Origin of the sequence: Tolypothrix sp. FACHB-123, assembly GCF_014697075.1 — a bacterium.
Lineage (GTDB): Bacteria > Cyanobacteriota > Cyanobacteriia > Cyanobacteriales > Nostocaceae > Aulosira.
The window spans coordinates 84,349-105,724 of the sequence record NZ_JACJRE010000021.1; the positions used below are offsets into that span (position 1 = coordinate 84,349).

19 protein-coding genes are annotated in these 21,376 nt (G+C 41.9%); 8 read left to right on the forward strand and 11 right to left on the reverse strand.

From position 1 onward, the window contains the following. Positions 1 to 108: 108 nt before the first annotated feature. From H6G41_RS15750 to H6G41_RS15770, 5 genes are all read right to left on the reverse strand, one after another. Positions 109 to 786 (reverse strand): serine/threonine protein kinase, encoded by a 678-nt coding sequence (locus tag H6G41_RS15750; RefSeq protein WP_190747126.1) that lies wholly within the window; start codon positions 784 to 786, stop codon positions 109 to 111. A 219-nt stretch (positions 787 to 1,005) separates the two neighbouring features. Then, positions 1,006 to 1,392 carry a type II toxin-antitoxin system VapC family toxin gene (locus tag H6G41_RS15755; protein ID WP_190747127.1) on the reverse strand — a complete coding sequence of 129 codons (387 nt, stop codon included), beginning with the start codon at positions 1,390 to 1,392 and terminating at the stop codon, positions 1,006 to 1,008. Between the two features lie 2 nt (positions 1,393 to 1,394). Continuing rightward, positions 1,395 to 1,643: a type II toxin-antitoxin system Phd/YefM family antitoxin gene (locus H6G41_RS15760; RefSeq protein WP_190747128.1), complete on the reverse strand. Its 249-nt coding sequence runs from the start codon at positions 1,641 to 1,643 to the stop codon at positions 1,395 to 1,397. Between the two features lie 152 nt (positions 1,644 to 1,795). Beyond that, positions 1,796 to 2,653, reverse strand: coding sequence for a metal ABC transporter permease (locus H6G41_RS15765; protein ID WP_190747129.1), 858 nt, complete (start codon positions 2,651 to 2,653; stop codon positions 1,796 to 1,798). 91 nt (positions 2,654 to 2,744) lie between these two features. Then, positions 2,745 to 3,485: a metal ABC transporter ATP-binding protein gene (locus tag H6G41_RS15770; RefSeq protein ID WP_374939432.1), complete on the reverse strand. Its 741-nt coding sequence runs from the start codon at positions 3,483 to 3,485 to the stop codon at positions 2,745 to 2,747. A 315-nt stretch (positions 3,486 to 3,800) separates the two neighbouring features. Between H6G41_RS15770 and H6G41_RS15775 the strand changes: the two genes are divergently transcribed. Both H6G41_RS15775 and H6G41_RS15780 read left to right on the forward strand, forming a co-directional pair. Next, positions 3,801 to 4,715 carry a metal ABC transporter substrate-binding protein gene (locus H6G41_RS15775; RefSeq protein ID WP_242037947.1) on the forward strand — a complete coding sequence of 305 codons (915 nt, stop codon included), beginning with the start codon at positions 3,801 to 3,803 and terminating at the stop codon, positions 4,713 to 4,715. A gap of 121 nt (positions 4,716 to 4,836) precedes the next feature. Further along, a complete protein-coding gene (locus H6G41_RS15780; protein WP_190747131.1) occupies positions 4,837 to 5,307 on the forward strand; it encodes a hypothetical protein in 471 nt (156 codons plus the stop codon). Positions 5,308 to 5,370: 63 nt separating this feature from the next. On the opposite strand, the gene H6G41_RS15785 is transcribed toward H6G41_RS15780, so the two are convergent. Then, positions 5,371 to 6,792 carry an MFS transporter gene (locus H6G41_RS15785; protein ID WP_190747132.1) on the reverse strand — a complete coding sequence of 474 codons (1,422 nt, stop codon included), beginning with the start codon at positions 6,790 to 6,792 and terminating at the stop codon, positions 5,371 to 5,373. Positions 6,793 to 6,861: 69 nt separating this feature from the next. Between H6G41_RS15785 and H6G41_RS15790 the strand changes: the two genes are divergently transcribed. After that, entirely contained in the window at positions 6,862 to 7,398 is a 537-nt protein-coding gene (locus tag H6G41_RS15790) for a phosphoribosyltransferase (protein ID WP_190747133.1), read from the forward strand. A 184-nt stretch (positions 7,399 to 7,582) separates the two neighbouring features. Here the strand turns inward: H6G41_RS15790 and H6G41_RS15795 are convergent, their stop codons facing one another. Both H6G41_RS15795 and H6G41_RS15800 read right to left on the reverse strand, forming a co-directional pair. Continuing rightward, complete coding sequence (locus tag H6G41_RS15795) at positions 7,583 to 8,347, reverse strand: Uma2 family endonuclease (RefSeq protein WP_190747134.1); 765 nt, start codon at positions 8,345 to 8,347, stop codon at positions 7,583 to 7,585. 94 nt (positions 8,348 to 8,441) lie between these two features. Then, positions 8,442 to 9,359: an AEC family transporter gene (locus H6G41_RS15800; RefSeq protein ID WP_190747135.1), complete on the reverse strand. Its 918-nt coding sequence runs from the start codon at positions 9,357 to 9,359 to the stop codon at positions 8,442 to 8,444. A gap of 101 nt (positions 9,360 to 9,460) precedes the next feature. On the opposite strand from H6G41_RS15800, the gene H6G41_RS15805 reads away from it, so the two are divergent. After that, a complete protein-coding gene (locus H6G41_RS15805) occupies positions 9,461 to 10,315 on the forward strand; it encodes a D-alanyl-D-alanine carboxypeptidase family protein (protein WP_190747136.1) in 855 nt (284 codons plus the stop codon). Between the two features lie 679 nt (positions 10,316 to 10,994). On the opposite strand, the gene H6G41_RS15810 is transcribed toward H6G41_RS15805, so the two are convergent. Both H6G41_RS15810 and shc read right to left on the reverse strand, forming a co-directional pair. Then, a complete protein-coding gene (locus tag H6G41_RS15810) occupies positions 10,995 to 11,387 on the reverse strand; it encodes a carboxymuconolactone decarboxylase family protein (protein ID WP_190747137.1) in 393 nt (130 codons plus the stop codon). A gap of 84 nt (positions 11,388 to 11,471) precedes the next feature. After that, the gene (gene shc / locus H6G41_RS15815; RefSeq protein WP_190747138.1) at positions 11,472 to 13,394 is read right to left on the reverse strand and encodes a squalene--hopene cyclase; all 1,923 of its coding nucleotides are present in this window, start codon (positions 13,392 to 13,394) and stop codon (positions 11,472 to 11,474) included. 376 nt (positions 13,395 to 13,770) lie between these two features. On the opposite strand from shc, the gene H6G41_RS15820 reads away from it, so the two are divergent. Then, the gene (locus H6G41_RS15820; RefSeq protein ID WP_190747139.1) at positions 13,771 to 14,970 is read left to right on the forward strand and encodes a glycosyltransferase; all 1,200 of its coding nucleotides are present in this window, start codon (positions 13,771 to 13,773) and stop codon (positions 14,968 to 14,970) included. 95 nt (positions 14,971 to 15,065) lie between these two features. Here H6G41_RS15820 and H6G41_RS15825 read toward each other — a convergent pair whose 3' ends face one another. Further along, positions 15,066 to 17,378 (reverse strand): NACHT domain-containing NTPase, encoded by a 2,313-nt coding sequence (locus tag H6G41_RS15825; protein WP_190747140.1) that lies wholly within the window; start codon positions 17,376 to 17,378, stop codon positions 15,066 to 15,068. A 714-nt stretch (positions 17,379 to 18,092) separates the two neighbouring features. On the opposite strand from H6G41_RS15825, the gene H6G41_RS15830 reads away from it, so the two are divergent. From H6G41_RS15830 to H6G41_RS15840, 3 genes are all read left to right on the forward strand, one after another. Further along, positions 18,093 to 18,845, forward strand: coding sequence for an acyl-CoA desaturase (locus H6G41_RS15830; RefSeq protein WP_242037944.1), 753 nt, complete (start codon positions 18,093 to 18,095; stop codon positions 18,843 to 18,845). Positions 18,846 to 19,489: 644 nt separating this feature from the next. Beyond that, the gene (locus tag H6G41_RS15835) at positions 19,490 to 19,687 is read left to right on the forward strand and encodes a hypothetical protein (RefSeq protein WP_096646630.1); all 198 of its coding nucleotides are present in this window, start codon (positions 19,490 to 19,492) and stop codon (positions 19,685 to 19,687) included. 16 nt (positions 19,688 to 19,703) lie between these two features. Further along, positions 19,704 to 21,359 (forward strand): PRC-barrel domain-containing protein, encoded by a 1,656-nt coding sequence (locus H6G41_RS15840; protein ID WP_190747142.1) that lies wholly within the window; start codon positions 19,704 to 19,706, stop codon positions 21,357 to 21,359. Positions 21,360 to 21,376: the final 17 nt, after the last annotated feature.

The window sequence follows — 21,376 nt, forward strand, 5'->3', positions numbered from 1 at the left end:
TTGATGTTTGTCACAGGCGAATGCCTATGCTTTAATTTGTTATAAAAATTTTTAATAAAACTATATAGCTAAAAAGTGAGGAAAATCTGAAGATAGCAAGCTCCTATTTTAAAATTTAGTGAAGATGCGATCGCCAGCTTGTTTTAATTTAGAAAAGAAGCGATAAGTTTTGCGCACAACATCTAACAAAAAGTAGGGAATTTTCAAGCGCAATGGAGCGAGGATCGGGCGATATAACAAATAGTATGCTCGTTTGAGGTTTTCCCATTTGCCACATTTGTCTTGATGAAGAAAGTCGGAAATATCGACAACTAATCCTCTACCTTCATACATCATCACATTACGCCCATGCACATCATGGGGATATAGTTCCCGCTTACGTGCATAATCTAAGGCTCGATCAATATCTTGAATTACTTGCTTGGGTATACGCAGACCGCGTTGAATCGCGTCGTACAGCGTAACACCATATAATCGCTTAAGAATTAACACCCCATCTTGAGCATAGAAACATTCAGAGAAAGCAGGGTGAGAACCCAGACGACGGTATACTTCTACTTCTTCTTCAAAACCTGGCCGTTCAGGTGCATAAATTTTTACTACCAAGTGTGGATAATCTGGATGGTAAACGACTGCGGCGTAATTTCCTACTCCCAGTTTTTGCCAAGGCTGGGGAAGATAGCTGATTTCTACTGGATCGTGTGGAGCTATGCTTTCTATTTTGAGTTGAGGAATTAACTCTTGGTGAACAGTCTTTATCAGCTGATCTATGAGCGCTTTATCCATACTCAATCCCGTGAGACTAGTTCCAATGTCCGGGATTATACATTATATTTATGACCTTAGCACTGTTTGTGTAGGCGATCGCATTTTCATGTAGGGTTAAAAGCGCTCGTCTGATGCCTTAATATCCAAACTATAAAAGTTTATTGGCGATCGCGAGTTATGATTTGGTACAAGCTTTAGTTAGGCGATCTCATTTTATCAAAGCTAGCGCGATTGCGATTACCATATAGTTTGAACAGCATACTGTATAATTTGCTGGTCAATGGTTACTATTGGTAACTGCTCTACTTGACTTTGAGCAATCAAAATCCGATCGAAGGGATCTCGGTGGATATTTGGTAAATTAGCAACTTGCAAAACATGACTCATGTCAATGGGTAAGCTTTCAAAGCGATTAATTGCTAGACGATTGGGAATATATTGTTCTACAGGTTCGGGTAAAGTCAACTTCCCTAATTTATTTTTGATGATAATCTCCCAGGAACTTACCACACTCAAAAACAGGCTGTTACTTGAATCAGAAATCACATTACGCGCAGTAACAGATAACTGAGAGTCATCTGTCACCCACCAAATAAATGCATGGGTATCCAGTAAAAATCTCATTACTAAACAATGTGAGAATTTTCAAAATCACTCAAAATTTCTTCTGGTAAAGGTTCGTTGAAATCGGGCGTCATAAACACTTTACCTTTATCTAAGCCGGGAATGCGAGGAGAACTAGTATTTGCGATCGGGACTAAACGTGCAAGGGGAATACCCTGTTCTGCAATTACAACTTCTTCACCTAGCAATACTTGACTGAGAAGTTCAGCAAATTTGGTGGTTGCTTCAGCCGCGTTGACAGTGATAGTCATTTGTTTTGGTTTTGGTAATTCTTAATTCCAAATATTTCTTACAATAACACTAGCTGCATAGACGTTGACTAGGTTGGGTAAGCCTATACATTTTATGTAGCTTTCACAGGGATCGTCTGAAGGTTTGATATCGTCTCTGAAAGAATAAAAGTTTACTTTTCCACCAGTTCTTTTTTCTGCGGTACAAATATCCCATGCCTAGGACTAAATAATAATGCCAAAACAAATAACCCCGATACTACTAATACAATTGCGGGGCCGGAGGGTAAGTTATAAAAGTAACTCAGGTACATACCGCTAATACTCGAAACTACACCGATAATTGCACCCAAAATCATCACTTGGTTGAGGCGTTTAACTAATAAATAGGCGGTAGCACCGGGGGTAATTAATAGAGAAAGTACGAGAATTACACCTACAGCTTTCATACTGGCGACGATTGTTAAGGCTATCAGCAGCATTAAGCCAAAATTGAGGCGATTAACTGGTAAACCTGCGGCTTGTGCGCCTAAGGGATCGAAGGTGTAAAATAATAGTTCTTTGTATAACAAAACGATAACTAATAACACGATCGCGGCGATGATGGCGGTGTCTCGGACTTCATCTGTTGTGACGCCCAGGATATTACCAAACAGAAAGTGATTCAGGTCGATTTTATTATCTTTTTGAATGACTGTAATTAAGGTAATTCCCAAGGCGAAAAATGCAGAGAACACTATCCCCATTGCTGCATCTTCTTTAATTGGCGATCGCGTTCTAATCACTGCGATCGCCATTGTACTCACAACGCCAGCAATAAACGCACCAACAAATATATTAGCCCCCACCATAAAGGCGATCGCAAGTCCTGGCAAAACTGAGTGACTGATGGCATCACCCAGTAACGCCAATCGTTGTACCATCAAGTAGCTGCCCACAACTGCACATAATAAACCTACTAATATCGCAATCACTAGCGATCGCTGCATGAAGCCATATTGTAATGGCTCAATTAATGCTTGAATTGTCATTTGTCATTTGTTAGGTGTCAGTTGTCAGTTGTTATGTTTTATCTGTATTTTTCCCGATAACCAATAAATATTGACTATTGACTATTGACTATTAAGCCGCATCAGAAAAGTACATAACCTTACCACCATAAGCACGGTGTAAGTTTTCTTCGGTGAGTACTTCTTGCCGTGAACCTGTGGCAATTAATTCTCGGTTTAATAATATTAAATCATCAAAGTGAGCGATGGATTCGCCTAAGTCGTGGTTGACAACTAAGACAATTTTACCTGCGGTTGCAAGTTCGTGAAAGACTTCAAATATTACTGTCTGAGTCTTTTGATCGATACCTACTAAGGGTTCGTCAAAACAAAATATCTCGGCTTGTTGAGTTAAAGCACGGGCTAAAAATACTCGCTGCTGCTGTCCCCCAGAAAGTTCGCCAATGGGGCGATCGCAATAAGCTTTCATCCCCACTCTTTCCAAAGCATTATTTGCTACCTGGCGGCTAACTGCGGAAAAGCTACGCAACCATCCTGTCTTTTTTACTCGCCCCATCATGATGACATCCCACACTGTCGCCGGATAAGTCCAGTCAATTTGGCTACGCTGGGGAACATAGGCAACTTTTTCTAGTTGCTGCATTAATGGCTTGCCTTGGTATAAGGCATTACCGCTACTTTTAGGAACTAAGCCCAACATCGCTTTCATTAAGGTACTTTTACCTGCACCATTGGGGCCAAAAATACCTGTAAGTTTACCTGGTTCAATATAGCAATTAACGTCTCTTAATGCTTCTTGGGTGCGGTAATATACCCCTAAATGGGCAATGTTAATTCCTGCTGTCGATTTCATATCATGAGTTTGTATAACTTGTGCCGATTGTTCCCAGATATTTTTCTGTGATTTATTAAACTTGGTGTAAAAAGAGACGTTTATCATAATAGTGTTTTATATTTCATTAACTTGAGCTTACTATAAAAATGAGAGAATTATGAAAAAATCTATAGAGAGGAATAATGTTGTAAATAAGTGAAACTAATGCTGAAGATAGATAAGGGTATGGGGCATTGGGCATGGGGCATGAGGCAACCGTCAACCGTCAACCGTCAACCGTCAACCGTTAACAATCCCCAATTGAAGAATATTATTTCGCAGATATGCCTGGTAATGCTTCTGCCTTTGGCTTTATTTGGTTGCAGTCAGCCAGGTAATAATTCTCAAGGTGATGGTAAACCGCAAGTTGTCGCCACTAGCACAATCATTGCTGATTTAACCCAAGAGGTTGCTGGTGATGAAGTTAAGGTAACGGGAATTCTCAAACCGGGTACAGATCCCCATGTTTACGAACCGGTACCAGCAGATAGTCGGGTGATGGAAACAGCGAAATTGATTTTATATAACGGCTACAATTTAGAACCAGGGCTGATTAAGTTAATGAATGCTGCGGGTGGAAAAGTTAAGCGGGTAGCGGTGGGAGAAGTTGTGAAACCGTTGCAGTTAGAGAAGGGTAAAGGTGAAATAGTACCAGATCCTCATGTTTGGGGAAGTGCAGAAAATGCGATCGCAATGGTAAACGCGATTCGCGATGCTTTAATTGAATTATCGCCGGAAGATAAAGAAAAATTTACTCAGAACGCGAGGGAACTTAATAATGAGCTAAAACAGTTGGATAAGTGGATTAATCAGCAAATTAAAACGATTCCTGTAGATAAACGCAAACTTGTGACTACCCATGATGCGTTTCAATATTATGGACAAGCTTATCAAATTGCGATCGCAGGTACATTAATTGGCATTAGTACCGAAGAACAACCCAGCGCCCAAACAGTACAGCGATTGGTAGAGTCAATTAAGAAAATTGGTGTAGATGCAATTTTTGCCGAAACTACCATTAATCCAGCATTAATTAAAACTGTCGCCCAAGAAGCTGGTGTAAAACTAGCCTCCAATCAACTTTACTCTGACTCTATTGGTGCCAAGGGAAGTGCAGGCGATACTTATATTAAAATGATGCAAGCCAATACCCGCACCATAGTAGAAGCATTGGGGGGTAAATATACACCTTTTCAAGTCAAGAAGTAGCATTTCTCATATTCGCCTGTGACACCAGTTGTTAGGCAAGTTACTGTTACGGGAATAATGCAAGAAAGACCCTGTATTTAACTATTTAATCGGGGTTTTTCCGTCAGTAAATCAAAATATTATGAACTTACTACCTTACGATCGCTTTACGATTGTCACACCTGACATAGTACCTGTAGTTTTGCAACGATTAAGTGCCAACATTGAAACAGCGAAAATTTTGCAATTTCCAGATGCCAAATTACCTTATTACGGCACCATCTCCGAAGCAAGCTTTAATATCACTCGCAACGTCTATCGCAAATTATTTATCCCAGTAATTAAAGGTAGCTTAGAAACACAATTTCAGCAAACAGCAGTGCATATTCAAATGAGTTTACACCCTGCTGCTATTGGTTCATTAATATTTTTATTTTGGTTTTGGTATGGTGGTTTTCTGCCAATTTTGTTGCAAGATGCTTTGCCGATTTATTTGAGATTTCTATTTCTATCTACACCTTTAGGAATACTAATTATAGTTTGGTCATTTTTTTGGTCAGAAGTCAAGAAAACTCGTAGTGAATTGGCTGATATTATTCAAGGAAAATTATAATTAATAATAACTGTTGTCATTGGTAATTGGTTATTTGTTAGGTGGGTAATTCCCACCTTTTGTTTACTCAATTTTTTCTTTTCGCTGCTGCAATTTCAGCATAATTTCGGCGTGCATTTCACGGGTAATTGGGTAAAAGTAGGTTAAAAATAAACCAGCAATTAAACAAATAGTAGGTAAAGGCCCAACCGCAAGACGTATTGCTAATAATGCTGATTCCGGTTGTGTGGGTAGTTCGGTTTGTCCAGCAACAGCTTCTTTAAAACCATAGGCTTGTAAGGCATTTCCTACTAAAAATAAACCAAAAGCTAAACCAAACTTTTGCAACAACACCATGAAACCATAAAAAATACCTTCGCGACGTTGTCCGGTTTGCAGTTCATCTAATTCAATGACATCGGGAATCATTGACCAAGGAACAAGATAAGCTGTAGAGACACCAAAACCAGCCATCACCGCCATGATATACATTATAGTTATTTGACCGGGTTGTAAAAAATATAGTCCGGCGGCGGCGATTATCCATAAAATCATTCCCAGAAAATAAACAACTTTCTTGCCTACTTTTTTACTTAAATTACTCCAAAAAAACAGCATGATTAAAGCTGTTCCTTGCACGGCTATCATAGTTGTAGGTACGTCTGCTTCTGGAAGACGCATACAGTAAACTACAAAATAAGGAATAATACTGGCTGTAATTTGTACACCTAACCAAGAACAAAGATATATACCAATAACAAATAAAAAAGGTCGATTAGTAAAGACAATTTTTAATTGGTCGAAAAAAGGAATAGATGGCGGTTCTTCTAATTGGATGCGTTTAGCTTCAAATGCCAAAACGCGATCGCGCGTACCGTAAACGCACCAATATAAGCTTAAGACTGAAATTATAGTACAGATGGCGGCTAAGACTACATATTGTTGAGCGCGATCGCTAATTTGAGAAAAGACAATCTTTGACAAAATCAACGATAAAATACTGCCACCAATCGAAAAGGTAAAGCGAAAACTATTGAGGCTAGTACGTTCATCATAATCTTGCGTGAGTTCTGGCGTCATTGCCGTGTAAGGCAAATTGACAACGGTGTAAAACACCTGAGATATCAACCCAATGACTACGTAATACCAAAATAAACCCCAGACACTAAACGGTGGTACAATCCACTGTAAGAAAAAGAAAACTCCAAAGGGAATAGCCCCATATAATAGCCAAGGTAAACGACGACCCCAACGCCGAGATTGAGTTTTATCTGTGAGAAACCCGACAAATGGATCGTTGACTGCATCCCAAATTTTACCAATCATCAAAATGCTGCCAGCTAAACCCGCTGGAATCCCAGCAACATTAGTAAAGAACACCAATAAAAAAAATACCGAAATATTGGCATTAATCGCCGGGCCTAAGTCACCTGCACCGTAGGCTAGTTTAGTTTTAAATGATAGCTTTTCACTTTTGGTAGAGTCATCCGCAACAGAATCATTCATAATATTTAGCGCTCATATTAAAATAAAGAATTTGCAATTCCTTCAGTATTCACCAAAACCCCTTGCTTTATGCCAGACCTTTACGTTTCTTGGTCAGATTATCACCAGAAAATTGAACAACTGGCTGCTCAGATTTATCAATCCGGTTGGGAATTCAACCAGATTGTCTGTCTAGCCAGAGGTGGACTACGAGTGGGAGATATTCTTTCCCGTATATATAAGCAACCACTGGCAATTTTAGCAACATCATCTTACAGTGGCCCCGGCAAGCAGGAAAGGGGATCGTTAATCTTGTCACGCCATGTAACAATGACTAGCGAAACTTTAGGTTCGCGGATTCTGTTAGTTGATGACTTAGTAGACTCTGGTATCACAATTCAAGAGACTATTCCCTGGTTACAGCAACATCCTGAATTTGCGATTTCCGAAATTCGCTCCGCTGTAATTTGGTATAAAGCCTGTTCAGTTTTTGAGCCGGATTACTATGTTGACTATCTCACAGATAATCCCTGGATTCATCAGCCTTTTGAACCTTATGAATATACAAACCCAGCAGATTTAGCTGCAAAGTTTAGTCCACGCAGCGAGGTATCATATCGCGTATAGTGAAAAACTTATCGTGAAGGCTGCAAGGGAGCAGGGAGCAGGTGAGACCAGCCCCCGTCTTGGCGGTCTCCGTCACGATGGGGGACTGGCGAACCCGAAGGGGAGCGGAGGGGAGAAAGAAAATATCCTCCCCTTGTAAATGGAATAATTTATGTTCTGGAACTCCCCTATCAAGATTCTGGCGTCAAATTAAATCTTCTGGATTTTCGCCTAATTCCCGCAAACGTGCAGCTAAACGTTCGGCGCGTTGGCGTTCTATTTCTGCACGTTGGCGTTCTGTTTCTGCACGTTGGCGTTCGGCTTCTTCTGGTAAAAAAACTAGATTTTCTTCTCGGTCAAAAAATCGTAACCAAGGCGCAGTTTCTCGATCTATTGTTCCTTCCCAAAGTCCTAACCAAAATCCCAAAGTTTCGCACCATAACCAACCGCGCTCATTAGGGACTAAGGGCTGATATCGAAAATTAGCATCTAAACGCCATCCTTGCAAGGAATTGGTGTCAAAGGGATCGAAAACAAAATAATCTCTAGTTCTAAACACTCCTTCATAAATATTCTTTTTCTCTCCTAAATCCGCATTTTTCGTTGAAGGTGACATCAATTCAACAATTACATCAGGATAGCGTCCTTCTTCATCCCATACCACCCAACCTTGACGCGAACCAGTTCCTTCGACATTGAGAACCACAAAAAAATCCGGCCCTTTAAAATCTCGATTTCGCGCCTGTGTCCGACTATAGTAAACAAACATATTACCGCCGACAAAGTAATCATCGCGGTCTGACCAAGCTTGTTGCAATGACCGAATTAAAACATTCATCGCAATCCGGTGGCGGTTACTTTCCAAGGGTTCTCCGTCATCAAATATTAAATCTGTTGGGGGTGGGGTAGGTTCCCAGTCTGGGACAGATGCGGCTGGGAAACTCTGATTTTCGGTGATGTTGGTTGTCATTTTTCATTGGGCATTGGGCATGGGGCATTGGGCATTGATTATTTTCTCTTGTATTTCTTGTCCTCCTTGTTCCCTTTCTCTAAACCGAAGTTATTTAAAACAGCCACAACCAAAAAGGTAATGTAATCAGTAGTATAAAAGCTCCTGCGGCTAGGGCAGTGACGGCTAAATCGCGATCGAGATTGAAGGTTTCCGCTAGTACCAGGGTAGCAAATGCAGGTGGCATAGCCATTTGCAAAACAATGACTTTGGCGGCTGAACCTGTGACGCCAAACCATCCTAAGGTACTGCCGAGAATTAGGGGGACTAAGATCATTTTAATTGCCAAGCTAATGCCTACCTGGGGCAAGCTTCTCCAAGATTTTAGCTGTGAGAGCCGCATTCCAATTAAAACTAAGGATAAAGCCAGGGCAATCCAAGCTAATTTATCCATGTAGAAGGCGACTAAGTGGGGAATTTTCACTTGGCGCAAGAGTAAGCCAAAAGCGAAACTCCACAGCGCAGGATTAATTAAGATTGCTTTAGTTATCTGCCCAGAATTGTTGATATTATTGCCAAATCTTGCTGCTAGGGCGACGCCTAAGCCGTAAGCACCAAATACTGTGCCCAAGAGATCGTAAAATAAAGCCCAAGCAAAGTATTGTTGTCCTACCATTGCTAAGGTGATGGGAAAGCCGAGGTAACCTGTGTTACCTACCATTGCAGCTAACAACAAACTACCTTGCGTTGGTTGTTGGGGCATGGTATTTGTCACATAGGTTTGCCCTTTAATTGCTAACCAAGCCAATAATGCTCCTAGTAAAATGGCAAGGTAGGCGATCGCAGGTGCAATCCAAATCTGTCCCGAAAGGTCAGCTTGATATAAAAAAGATACTATGCTTATCGGTACTCCCAGATAAAAGAGGAAATGACCTACAACTGAGGGAACCGTGCTTGGTAGCTTACGTCCCAAAATGAATCCTAACAGGACTAGTCCCACTAGCTTGACATATAGCTCGAAAAGATTTGTCAAGATCTCACCTAAAAATATAGATGTAAAATGCTAGCGCTTGCATTTATTTTTTTCCAGTCTAAAATCTGTTATGGCTATTGAAACAAGGCAGGAGAGAATTCTTGAATAAAGCTGGGTTTTCTGGAGAACCTCAACACTCTTCGGCTGCTTCTGGGGATGATATTCCAGCAGCTTTACGCGATACTCCCGATCCAAAACCGAAAATGCGCGTCCAACCTCTAGTTTTGCTGATTGGTGGAGCATTGGCTTTTGTCCTGCTTGCTGTCAGTAGTGGCTTTGTATTTTTTATCTTTTCACCTAAAAGAATCGCTAATTCTCAACCTTCTGCGACTATTTCCCCGACAGAAACACCAATATCTGATAGTTCTGGAGAATCTCAAAGTAATAATAGCGATAGTATATTAGGGCATTTAGCATATACAGAAGCGCCAGAATCTGAGTTAGCAGCAGTTTCCGCCGATGGACGAGTGAGAATGCGCACAGCAGCTGCGGAAAGGTTTCGCGAGATGGTAAGAGCCGCACGCCAAGCTAATGTAAGTTTAGTCCCGATTTCTGGCTTTCGCTCTGTGAAGGAGCAGGAACAGTTATTTTTTGGTGTGGGTGCGCAGCGCAATCAAACCCCCGCCGAAAGAGCAGCTTTAAGCGCGCCTCCCGGTCATAGCGAACACCACACTGGCTATGCTGTAGATATTGGTGATGGTGCAGTTCCGGCGACTAATCTGCAAACTAATTTTGAAAATACCAGAGCTTATAAGTGGTTAGAAGAAAATGCTGCGCGTTTTGGGTTTGAGATGTCCTTTCCTAAGGATAATCCCCAAGGTGTGAGTTATGAACCTTGGCACTGGCGTTTTGTAGGCGATCGCGATAGTTTAGAAACTTTCTACAAAGCCCAGAATCTTAAACCTACGCCTAGTCCTAGTTCTAGTCCTACAGTAGCACCGGAATCAACGCCTTAGTAATTCGTAATTCGTAATTACCTATGGAGTGGATTTTATTCATGATGGTCAATGGCAAAGATATTTCACGCTCAAAACCACAACAACTGACTACTGACTACTGACAAAAATAAATACAGAGTAAAAAATATGCTTTTTACTCTGTTTTACCTATGTATCTGCACCCTCAATATTTGTGATGCCTTTTGCTTTCTATCTAATAATTTAAATTTATTTAGCAATCTTCTCATCTGTCTTACGACAGGTTTCAAAATATATCCATTTGTTTAATTATTTTAGATTTTTTTGTAATTATTAAAACTGAGTAATAACCTCTAATTTGCTAGGAAACATTTAGCACAGTTTGAGATTTTATCTTTGTAGAATTCCATACTTTATCTCAGTTTAATAAAGATTGTTTAAAGTAACATAAAAGTCATAGATCTATCATTATTTTTGCGTAAGCCCTATTTATATTTAAAGGTCAAAACCTGATTAGCAATAATTTTCAATCTCATTTGAATTTCAGGGTAAAGAAAGATGTAAGAGTTAAAATAGGATAGATTACCTAGAAGCGATCGCTCTCCTAACTCAGCAATTTTGGCAGGGGATAGGCAACAAATCATCAAAATGTTGCCTGTGCCCTATGTTTGAGCCGCATCTAAGACCAGATGCGGTCAGTTAGACAATTAGATAATACTTAGGTTTTGAATTGCTCATCCACAGGGATTTTATAACCATTAGCTAGGCGATTGGTAGAGTTTGCTGTAGCAACGATCGCCAAAAGTTCGCCAAACATTGTATCAGTCATTCCCTTGGCACGGGCGGAAGCTGAGTGTGAGGAAATACAATAATCACAGCCATTTGTCACGCTCACGGCGATGTAAATTAATTCACGCATCAAGGGATCGATTTCTCCCGGACTTGTCATCACTTCCTTGACAGCTTGCCAAGTGCGTTGCAGCGTCGGTGGATGATTGGCGATCGCTTTCCAAAAATTGTTGATATATTCAGTCTTGCGGGTAGCGCGGATGTCGTCATATACCGCCCGCACTTCATCAGTTGCTTGTTCGTATTCGATTAAATTAGTCATATATTATTGGGCATTGGGCATTGGGCATTGGGCATTGAAAACAATTTTGGATTGTATTTGAATCTAAAATCCAAAATCTAAAATCTAAAATTCTCTAGCCCCTAAAACAGAACGATAGCGACCGAGGGCGATTAGGGGGAAATACTGCTGATACATGTGATATTTGAGGTAAAAATGGCAGGGGAAGCCTGTACCTGTAAAATATGCTTCGTACCATGTACCATCAGGCTTTTGTGTGGTCAAAAGATAATTAATTCCCTTTTCTATGGCTTGATGGGCAAATTTACCAGTGGCTTCACCAGCCGCTATCAGCCCAATTAACGCCCAGGCTGTTTGGGATGCGGTGCTGGTTCCTTGTCCTTTGAGGCTAGGATCGTTATAGGTACGGCAGGTTTCACCCCAACCACCGTCAGAATTTTGACATTGGACTAACCAAGCTGCGCCGCGTTCGATGCTTTTTTGCTGGGTTTTGGGTGCAACTAAGGCTAGGGCGGAAAGTGCGCCGCTAGTACCATAGATGTAATTTACGCCCCAACGCCCAAACCAACAACCTTCTGATTCTTGTTCGTTTAGTAAATAGGCGATCGCTCTTTCAAAGTTACGATTATCTATAGCAAGGTTACAAGCACCGAGCATTTCTAATACTCTGGCGGTAACATCGGCGGTGTTGGGGTCAATCATGGCTTTTAAGTCGCCATAGGGTATCGCATTCAGCCATTCTTGATCGTTGTCGATGTCAAAAGCTGCCCAACCACCTGGTTTACACTGCATGGTCGCAATCCAGTTTAAAGCACGAGCGATCGCAGCTTGTTTTAATTTTTCGTTGGGGAGTTTGGTTTGATGTAGCGCCATGACGACAACCGCAGAATCATCAACGTCTGGGTAAAAGCGGTTATCAAATTCAAACGCCCAAGCGCCCGGTTTGCCTTGGCGATTTTTGACATACCAATCTCCGTAGTCGAGAATTTGCTTGTCAATTAACCATTCTGCCGCCTGTACTACAGCCGGGTGATCGGGGGCGAAACCAGAATCTATCAAGGCGCGAATCGCCCAGGCTGTATCCCAAACCGGGGATACGCAAGGCTGCACGCAATAGGTAGTTTCTGTTTCAATAGCAAAGTTATCAACGGCTTTTAGTCCCCGTTCCACAATGGGGTCAGCAGCGTCATAATTGAGACAGCGCAAGGCTAATAAAGAATTGAGCATGGCGGGAATAATCCCACCCCAATCACCGGTGGCTTCTTGACGGTCTAAAATCCATTTTTCGGCGGCTTTGATGCTTTCGTCGCGGAAGGGTACAAAATTCAAGCTTTCGGCAAGTTTAAAGCCTCGATCCAAGGTAAGAAATAAATCAGTCCAATCACCACTTTTAGGTAATTCCCACTGGACGCGATCGCGTCCTTCGGCGTAGAGTTCATCAACAGTAATTGCTGGTTCAATTTGAAAAACAGGTTTGCGATCGCAGACAATCAACAACGGTACAGTACTGGATCTCGCCCAACTCGACATTTCATAAATGTTGATAAAGAAATTATCGGGCAAAAGCATGATCCAAGGCGGTAGGGAAGGAATACCGCGCCAGTCGTAACAGCCAATCAGGGCGAGGTGTAGTTTAGTAAAGATGCGAGTTTTACTGATGCCGCCCCGTTGGAGAATAAAAGCTTTAGCCTTGAGCATGGCGGGATCATCGGCAGGTACGCCCAAGAGCTTCAAAGCCATGTAAGCTTCTACTGTAGTACTCAATTCGCCGCCATCATCAAAATACAATTCCCAACCCCCATGTTCCCGTTGTTGAGAACGCAGGTAAGTTTCGACTTTGTGTAAAGGACGAGTGCTATCTGTGCCCCAAATTTTATGCAGCAGCACAGCTTCAGCCGTAATCGTGACATTAGATTCTAACTCAGCCCACCAGTAACCTGCTGGCTTTTGAATTGATAGCAGATATTTTTGACTAGCCGCGATCGCTTCTGCGACTTGATTGAGACTGACTCTATCTTGAGTTTGCATCAAATACCCTTGAACCTCTACACCACAGGGACTTCTAACTAAAAAGATATACTATCACTGTGTAGGCAGGGGGAAGAGGCAGGGAGCAGGGGGACAAGGAATTTTAGATTTTAGATTTGCGTTAGCGTAGCGTAAAGCCTTCTCCTATCGGAGACGCTACGCGAACGGCATAGCTTCGCTTAGAGCGAGTCCGCGAGCGTCTTTTGGATTCCAATCTAAAATCCAAAATCCGTCTTGAAAAGTTCAGATCGCCGGAAGCCGGCGCTCCGACTTTTCGCAAAATCCAAAATTGTTTCAATGCCCAATGCCCCATACCTCATGTTCCTGAAATATGCTGTAGTATTCTCTCTGAGATATTGAGAATAGGCTACAGCTCATGGCGGCAGTTGTATTAGTGTTAACAGTGTTTTCTTTAGTGATTTGGATAGGATTACTGATTTTACGCGGACAGTTTTGGCGTTGCGATCAGCAATTAGAAGTTGCGGAGATTCCTTTGCGTTCTTTACCGAGGATTTGTGCAGTTATCCCTGCGCGTAACGAAGCCGATTTACTACCCATCACTTTGCGATCGCTTCTTGTGCAAGACTACCCAGGCGATTTTAACGTGTTTTTGGTGGACGATCGCAGTAATGACGGTACTGCCGACTTTGCCCAAGGGGTCGCCTACGCTTTAAATAAACCCAATCAATTACATATTATCTCTGGTAAATCCTTGCCTGCTGGCTGGAGTGGTAAACTTTGGGCGGTGGAACAAGGTATTCAATTAGCAACTGAGTTTGCACCAGACTATTTTTTACTCACAGATGCAGATATTGAGCATGATATCAGCAGTCTCCGCCGATTAGTTGCTAAAGCCGAACAGGAAGATTTAGATATGGTTTCGGTGATGGTGCGCCTCAGATGTCAAAGCTTTTGGGAACAACTTTTAATACCAGCTTTTGTGTTTTTCTTTCAAAAACTTTATCCTTTTCGCTGGGTGAATAACCCGAAAAATCCCACAGCTGCGGCGGCTGGGGGTTCGATTTTAATTCGCACAGCAGCTTTAGAAAAGATTGGTGGAATTGGAGCAATTAAACAAGCTTTAATTGATGATTGTGCTTTGGCGAAAGCTGTTAAAAGTAATCAGGAATGGAGACAAGGACGAATTTGGTTAGGATTGAGTGGTTTAACTCGCAGTTTGCGCCCTTATCCCGATTTAGATACAGTTTGGCAAATGGTCGCGCGTACTGCTTACACCCAACTTAACTATTCTCCCCTACTGTTAGTTGGTACAGTCTTGGCGATGACATTAATTTATTTGATACCACCATTTGCAACTATTTTAGGTTTATTAACCTTAAATTGGGCGATGTCTGGCGACAAGACGCCTGGCGTCTACGCTCTTTTAGGTTTATCAGCCTGGTTATTGATGACTTTGGCTTATTACCCAACTATCCGCTTTTATAAATGTCCGCCTTGGCTCACCTTTTGTTTACCTGCGATCGCTTTTCTTTATACCCTGATGACTGTAGATTCTGCTATTCGCCATTGGCAAGGGCGCGGTGGTTCGTGGAAAGGGCGGGTTTATCCTGGGTGAAGAGGCAGGGGGGCAGGGAGAAGGAATCACCCTCATGATATGAATACATTCGTAGGGGCATTGGCACTGCCATGCCCTCTAGAATACATCGACGCCTATTGCCATTCCCTATCTTCAAGTTCCTTTTGGGGTAACAATAAAGTTGCTTCAATTTCTTGTCTAATCGCAGATGTCACCTCACAATTGCTATTCAAGCAATCGAGAAGTAACTGATTGGCATCATAGTAGCGTTGCAGCACTTGCTGTTGCTGCTGACTAAATTGCCAATGGTGATTAATGTTACGATAATTCATCACCGTCATTTTTAATTGTTCAATCCAAGCTGAAGAGTGTGCCTGCCACCATAGTTGAAATTTTTCTTGGTTTTGATTATGGTTTGGCAATTGCTCCTGAAGCTGTTGCAGGGATTTATGGAGTCCAGCATCCAAAACAATGCTCAGAATGTTCGACAGAGCATCTCCACAGGCATGAGCATAGGCAAAATCTTGGCTGCGGTCGATCGCACATTCCAGCAGCAAGTTATCTAACACGGCATCCAGAAGCATTCCCTGGTCGAGGGTACAGGCTAGGGTAAAGTGAGAAGCTATGTGAGGATTCCGGGCAAGAGCAAGGTAAAATGCACGGTTACTCGCAACTTTTGGTGGCGATGGGGTAGTCAGAGATTTCTGGCTTGCCCATGTCAAAAATTCTTGGAGGTACGGGTCTTGGGCAACTAGTGCATCAATGTGTTGCTTCATCAACTGCACCAGCCCGTCTGCACTCCGAAGCATGGCAGCTGTCAACAAGAAGATTTCGCGCCAGTGAGGGTCAGTGATGTGACTGACTAATCCTGTCAGAGCTTGTTCTAATGCCTGTAGGTTATGGCTGGCAACGATTTTTCTCGCCGTGAAGTATTCTTGAAACACTAGATAAGAGAAGGAGAAAATTCCCCGCGCTCGTTCTGTCAGTAGCCCATGTTGAGCTTCGATGGCCTTTAGTACCGCTTCACTTTCTAATTGCAGTTCCTCTGGCTCCATTGAAACGTCAGGGAGATTCCGAATATAGTCACTGATGTATTGCTCAATCACCCGTTGCTCAAAGAAGTACTGACCCCCTTCAAAGGTTGCGGCGGCTATTTGACTTAATAACTTGAGCTTTTGTGGTAATAAAAATCCTCGGTAAACCTCATCCCGTTCCACGCCTCTAGCTTCATCCCATTTCCCCAAAAGAAGATCTAGCCCTTGCTTATAAAAATCAGTCCGCTTAGTGGGAAATTTTTCCTGACCGTGGAACACCCAGCAGGCTAGATGCAGAAATAGGGGTGTGATAACTAGTTGGCGAAATTGCCAGTTTTCGGGTAAGTCCAGCTTATGAATAAACTGAATGGACTGTTCTTGCCCATGTTGAGTATTTGTCTTAGTGAATGCCACAAACCATTTTCGAGCGAAGGCGCGGATTTGTTCAGAGGTAAACGGGGCAATCTCAACATCAGTAAAGCCCCGGAGGGTGAGCTTTTTAGCCGCCGTTCGACAGGCCGCTACAAACCGATTTTTGTGATATTTGTCAGAAAATCTGCGAATTTCTCTTAAGACAGCATTGCTTTCTTGGTTAAGAACTTCATCCATCCCATCGAACAATAGCAATACTCTGCCTTTCTCAAGCAAGGTTTCAATCACAGATTCTTCTGTAATTCCAGACGTAACAAATTCCTGGCGGATGTAGTGTAAGAGGCTGAACTCGCCACTTACCCTAGATTCTTCCGCAAAATTCCTCAATACGATGAAAACAGGAACTTGGTTGCCTGCAAATGCGCCTTGGTTGCACTGAATAGCAAGATGTTGCAAGAAGGTGGTTTTACCTACTCCCGGTTTACCCAGCACCCTGAGCTTGGAGTAAGTTTCGACTGCCCGCATACCCGGTATTTGTTTCTGTTCAACTTCCCCTAAGCCAAAACGGTCAAATTCAGTTGGTTCAAGGTTTTGCAGGTTAGATATATCTAACCACTGTTGACTGGGGATGTCTTCTAGAATATTGACATCAATATATATATCATCGAGCGCAACGGGATGACCCATATCTAATAACTGCAATATCCCGCATTGGTCTTGAATTTTGTCCTGACGTTGCGATCGCACTTGTTGCACTAAGACATCAATATCTAAGACAGGAGGCTGGGCAATTTCTGTGGGATCAAAGAATTCGTCCGGTGGATCGGCAGCAATCTCCCGCCAATTCAATTCCAATATGGAACAAATTTCTAAAAAAATATGACGCTCAACCGGACGCCCAGAGAAAAACCGCCAAATAGGTTGTCTAGTCTTTAAGCCGACTTCTAACGCCAAATTTTCCTGAGTCCAACCTTTGCGGGCAAACGCTCTTTTAGCCTGTTGAATTCCAATCTGTGATGCTTGGAGCGATCGCCTGACCATAAGACAAAAAACTCATATTAAAATTCAGATCTTAAATTTTTATGAATACCAAGGATTTTATACTTTTCCTTATGCTACATATTTTTTTCTCTAGTTAAATCATACATAAGTCAGAGTCCAAGGGGAATTAAAACCAAATATTTTAATTTTTGTAACAAATTCAAACACTATTTACTCATCTTATACATCTCTAACCTTTGCCACACCCTCATCTCAAACACCGATTTGTCATGTTGGAAAAGTAAAGAGGTAGCGCTTCTCTATAAACACTAGTACCGCTACGCGGAATTCAAAAGTCAAGTTTCGGCTTTGCTCAACCTTGACCCTGAGCGTAGTCGTTCTCCGAAGGAGTTCCCGAAGGGTAGGGTCAAAAGGTTAATAAATCAAGGCTTGTGACTGTTTGAAATGGTAGCTGTATTTACGCTGTGTTTTACTAATTAGCTCTTTAGAGCAATGACAGCAGATAGAAAGTCGATTACTATAACCAGAAGTTGCAATATTACAAATATTTAAAACGAAGTTTTTACTAGTAATCATTGCTATTTGTGAACCTGATTCAAAAGCTGGCAATTTATGTTATCAAGGCAAGAAAATAAAATAGATATTTTAGGTAATATTCCTTTTATATCAATTCATATCAGTAGCCTATTAATTTTTTGGGTGGGTTTTAGTTGGGCTGCTCTCATTACCTGCTTCATTCTTTGGTTCATCAGGATGTTTGGAATCACAGCAGGATATCACCGTTATTTTTCACATCGCACTTATAAAACAACACGTTGGTTTCAATTTATTCTTGCTGTTTTAGGTAATTCTTCAGCTCAGTTGGGCCCCCTATGGTGGGCAGCGCATCATCGCCATCACCACCGCAATGCAGATACAGAACAGGATATTCATTCTCCGGTTGTTCATGGTTTGTGGTGGTCGCACATTGGTTGGGTGATGTCTCCTAAATATTCCCAAACAGACGAAAAGCAAGTCAGAGATTTTGCCAAATATCCAGAGTTGCGGTGGTTAAACCGTTTCCATATGATTGTTCCTATTGTGCTAGCAATCACTGTAACTGCCATTGGTATAGCGCTTCAATTGTGTATTCCTCAGCTAAAAACTACTGGGTTACAGATGCTTGTATGGGGATTTTGTTTAAGTACTTTGCTACTTTATCACACAACTTTTACAATTAATTCCCTTGCTCATATCTTTGGTTATCGCCGTTTTAACACAACAGATAGTAGTTGCAATAATTGGTTTTTAGCTCTCATAACTCTCGGCGAAGGTTGGCATAATAATCATCATTATTATCCGGCTTCAGAACGGCAAGGTTTCTACTGGTGGGAAATAGATTGTACCCATTACATTCTCAAGCTACTTTCATGGCTGGGAATAGTTTGGGATTTAAAAACTCCTCCCCAAAAAATCTATGAACATTTGTCTTTAATTATCACACATCAAAGTTCTAAAACTCTCTAGCAAATCTCAAAATATTTTTTGGCTGAACAATTGAGAGTAAAGTTGTTACGATTGCTGTCTCTGGCTTCAACAATAGTCAGCCAGCAGTCGAGGAAATAATTCCCTGCCCTTCACAGTATTATTTGAGAATCTGAGAGACAAAACAAACTCAAATATTACAAACACACTTAAACCTTTTATCCAGCAAAGCCAACCCCTGCTGTTTGAAATCAGCTAATCACCAGAAAATCACACAACCAAACATGAAAATCTCTTTCCCCTAGCCCCTAGCCCCTAGCCCTTATTTTCCAGTTAGGTTTAAGGAAAATTTGAATAGCCTAAAATTTGGATATTTTGCACTGATAAATTATTTTTTTAAAAATAGCCTACCATTAGACGGAACTAAAATTATCTTTTAAGCAATACAATAGTAGTAAGGCTAAAAATATTTGTTTCAGAAATAGCTTCAATAGCTTGAAAACAAGTAAATTAAAAATGTATCTTTAGAAATACATCTTTTGAGTTTATTTATTTTTAAATAACAAAGTCAACAAAGGCATTATCCGATAAATAGGTAGATAAATTATATTTTTGGTGGAAATAATCTTGTCTAAAACTGACAGCAATTCTGGCTATAACAAATAACAATAAACTAAAAGGAAAAAATGCCAAGACTCGTAGGACAACGCTCTAATACTGGAGCAAACATCACCGTTATCATCATCTTGCTCGCTATCTTTGGGGTACTCCTCGAATACTTTGGCTGGATTGATGTTGTTGCTGGCTTTGGTCGAGAGGGAAGATATTTTCAGCTAAAAAGTCAGCCAACTAACGAACAAGTGACTGGACAACCCAATCAATAAAAACTGCGAGGAATAAATGCGTAAAGGTAGTGATATTATCGATAAAGTTGTCGTCACATACGACGCGGGTAAAAAAATTGAACGAATTCAAGATTTAATTTTCGATCAAAATCGCAATCAAATTTTGGGCTTTTTAGTTGAAGAGAAGGGACTGTTTCGGGATGCAAAAGTGATTCCTCTGCAAGAGGTGCGAGCTATAGGGTTAGATGCGATCGTCGTTAACTCGAAAGCATCTGTTGTTGAGGCACATCTTGTGCCGGCAATTAAAGAGATTTTGCACCATAATATCGTGCTGAGAGGCACGAGAATTCTCACCACTGAGGGACTGGATCTTGGCGGACTGGTTGATTTGTTCTTTGATGAGCATAGTGGGTTGGTGGAAGGATACGAAGTTTCAGGTGGTGTGTTTGCCGATGTTTACTCTGGGCGATCGTTTGTTCCTGCTCCCGAAACGCTGAAAATTGGTGCCGATGTTGCTTTTGTGCCTCCAGAAACTGCTCAAATGATGGCAGAACAGGTTGGTGGTATCCAAGGAGCCGTTAACGCAACCGAAGATAAATTCCAAGACTCGGCTGAGACTGCTAACCGCAGACTGCAAACAGCAGTTCAAACCGTAAATCAGCAACTGCAAAGTTCGGTAGAGAACGTGAACCGTAGCCTACAACAAGCAAGGCAGAATGCAGGTGAGCAATTGCAGAATGCAACTGATGCTACTAGCAGCAAACTGCAAGACCTAAATCGAGATGCGACTGCTTCGCTGACAAATAATCTGATTGATCCTGGGGAGCAAAAGGTATATGTGATTGGCAAGCACGTTGAGGAGGATGTGCGGACTCCAGACGGAAATATATTGCTACTGCAAGGGCAGGAAGTCACCCTAGTTGATGCAGAATCAGCCGATCGCATGGGTATCCTCGATCAACTCTATCGAGCCACCGGTGGCAGTCTCACTGCAAACATCAGCCGCAATATGCAAGCAGCAATCCAATCTACTAGCAATCAAATTGGGAACGCAACTCAAAGTAGCGTCGCTAATCTGCGTCACTCAGTTGATGGGGTGGCTGCACAGGTAGCGATCCTACAAGCAAAAGGGCGCAGAGTCTTGCAAACAGTGCGTGCTAACGACGGCTTAATTATTGCCGCATCTGGGCAAATTGTGACCGAATCCGTTCTCGATCGTACCCAGGCTTACGGTAAAGAATTAGAATTACTCAACGCTGCTGGTCTACATTTGGCAACCGCAGCCCGTTCTAGCGCTAATGACACTTGGTTAGAAACCAAAGTTCAACTGCGCGACGGAGCAAGTGTCGCCCAAAAGAACCTCAACAGTTTCTGGCAAGCCTTGAAAAAGCAGTCTGAAAAGCTACAAGGACGCAGTACAAGGGCAATGAAGAAGCAACGAATTGAACAAGCATTGGGTCGTCCAGTTACCCGTGTCATCCTTGATCCAGAAGACAATGTGATTCTGAATGTGGGCGAACTGATTACCCATCGTGCCGTCCGTCAAGCTGAAGAAAGTGGAATTTTGAATATCTTGTTGAGTTCAGTTTATACTAAGGAGCCAGAAATCTCTGACAAGGAGTTACGTGCATCAGAACAAGGAATGGCAGCTTTGGCGCATCATGGTAATGGGCGATCGCAACTTGAATCTAAATCCATCTTGGTCAACTAATACTAGACTTTAACACC

Bases quoted from the DNA above. Each gene is read 5' to 3' on its own strand.
- H6G41_RS15750 (WP_190747126.1), bottom strand. From the start codon at position 786: ATGGATAAAGCGCTCATAGATCAGCTGATAAAGACTGTTCACCAAGAG.
- H6G41_RS15755 (WP_190747127.1), bottom strand. From the start codon at position 1,392: ATGAGATTTTTACTGGATACCCATGCATTTATTTGGTGGGTGACAGAT.
- H6G41_RS15760 (WP_190747128.1), bottom strand. From the start codon at position 1,643: ATGACTATCACTGTCAACGCGGCTGAAGCAACCACCAAATTTGCTGAA.
- H6G41_RS15765 (WP_190747129.1), bottom strand. From the start codon at position 2,653: ATGACAATTCAAGCATTAATTGAGCCATTACAATATGGCTTCATGCAG.
- H6G41_RS15770 (WP_374939432.1), bottom strand. From the start codon at position 3,485: ATGAAATCGACAGCAGGAATTAACATTGCCCATTTAGGGGTATATTAC.
- H6G41_RS15775 (WP_242037947.1), top strand. From the start codon at position 3,801: ATGCTTCTGCCTTTGGCTTTATTTGGTTGCAGTCAGCCAGGTAATAAT.
- H6G41_RS15780 (WP_190747131.1), top strand. From the start codon at position 4,837: ATGAACTTACTACCTTACGATCGCTTTACGATTGTCACACCTGACATA.
- H6G41_RS15785 (WP_190747132.1), bottom strand. From the start codon at position 6,792: ATGAATGATTCTGTTGCGGATGACTCTACCAAAAGTGAAAAGCTATCA.
- H6G41_RS15790 (WP_190747133.1), top strand. From the start codon at position 6,862: ATGCCAGACCTTTACGTTTCTTGGTCAGATTATCACCAGAAAATTGAA.
- H6G41_RS15795 (WP_190747134.1), bottom strand. From the start codon at position 8,347: ATGACAACCAACATCACCGAAAATCAGAGTTTCCCAGCCGCATCTGTC.
- H6G41_RS15810 (WP_190747137.1), bottom strand. From the start codon at position 11,387: ATGACTAATTTAATCGAATACGAACAAGCAACTGATGAAGTGCGGGCG.
- shc (WP_190747138.1), bottom strand. From the start codon at position 13,394: ATGCAAACTCAAGATAGAGTCAGTCTCAATCAAGTCGCAGAAGCGATC.
- H6G41_RS15820 (WP_190747139.1), top strand. From the start codon at position 13,771: ATGGCGGCAGTTGTATTAGTGTTAACAGTGTTTTCTTTAGTGATTTGG.
- H6G41_RS15825 (WP_190747140.1), bottom strand. From the start codon at position 17,378: ATGGTCAGGCGATCGCTCCAAGCATCACAGATTGGAATTCAACAGGCT.
- H6G41_RS15830 (WP_242037944.1), top strand. From the start codon at position 18,093: ATGTTTGGAATCACAGCAGGATATCACCGTTATTTTTCACATCGCACT.
- H6G41_RS15835 (WP_096646630.1), top strand. From the start codon at position 19,490: ATGCCAAGACTCGTAGGACAACGCTCTAATACTGGAGCAAACATCACC.
- H6G41_RS15840 (WP_190747142.1), top strand. From the start codon at position 19,704: ATGCGTAAAGGTAGTGATATTATCGATAAAGTTGTCGTCACATACGAC.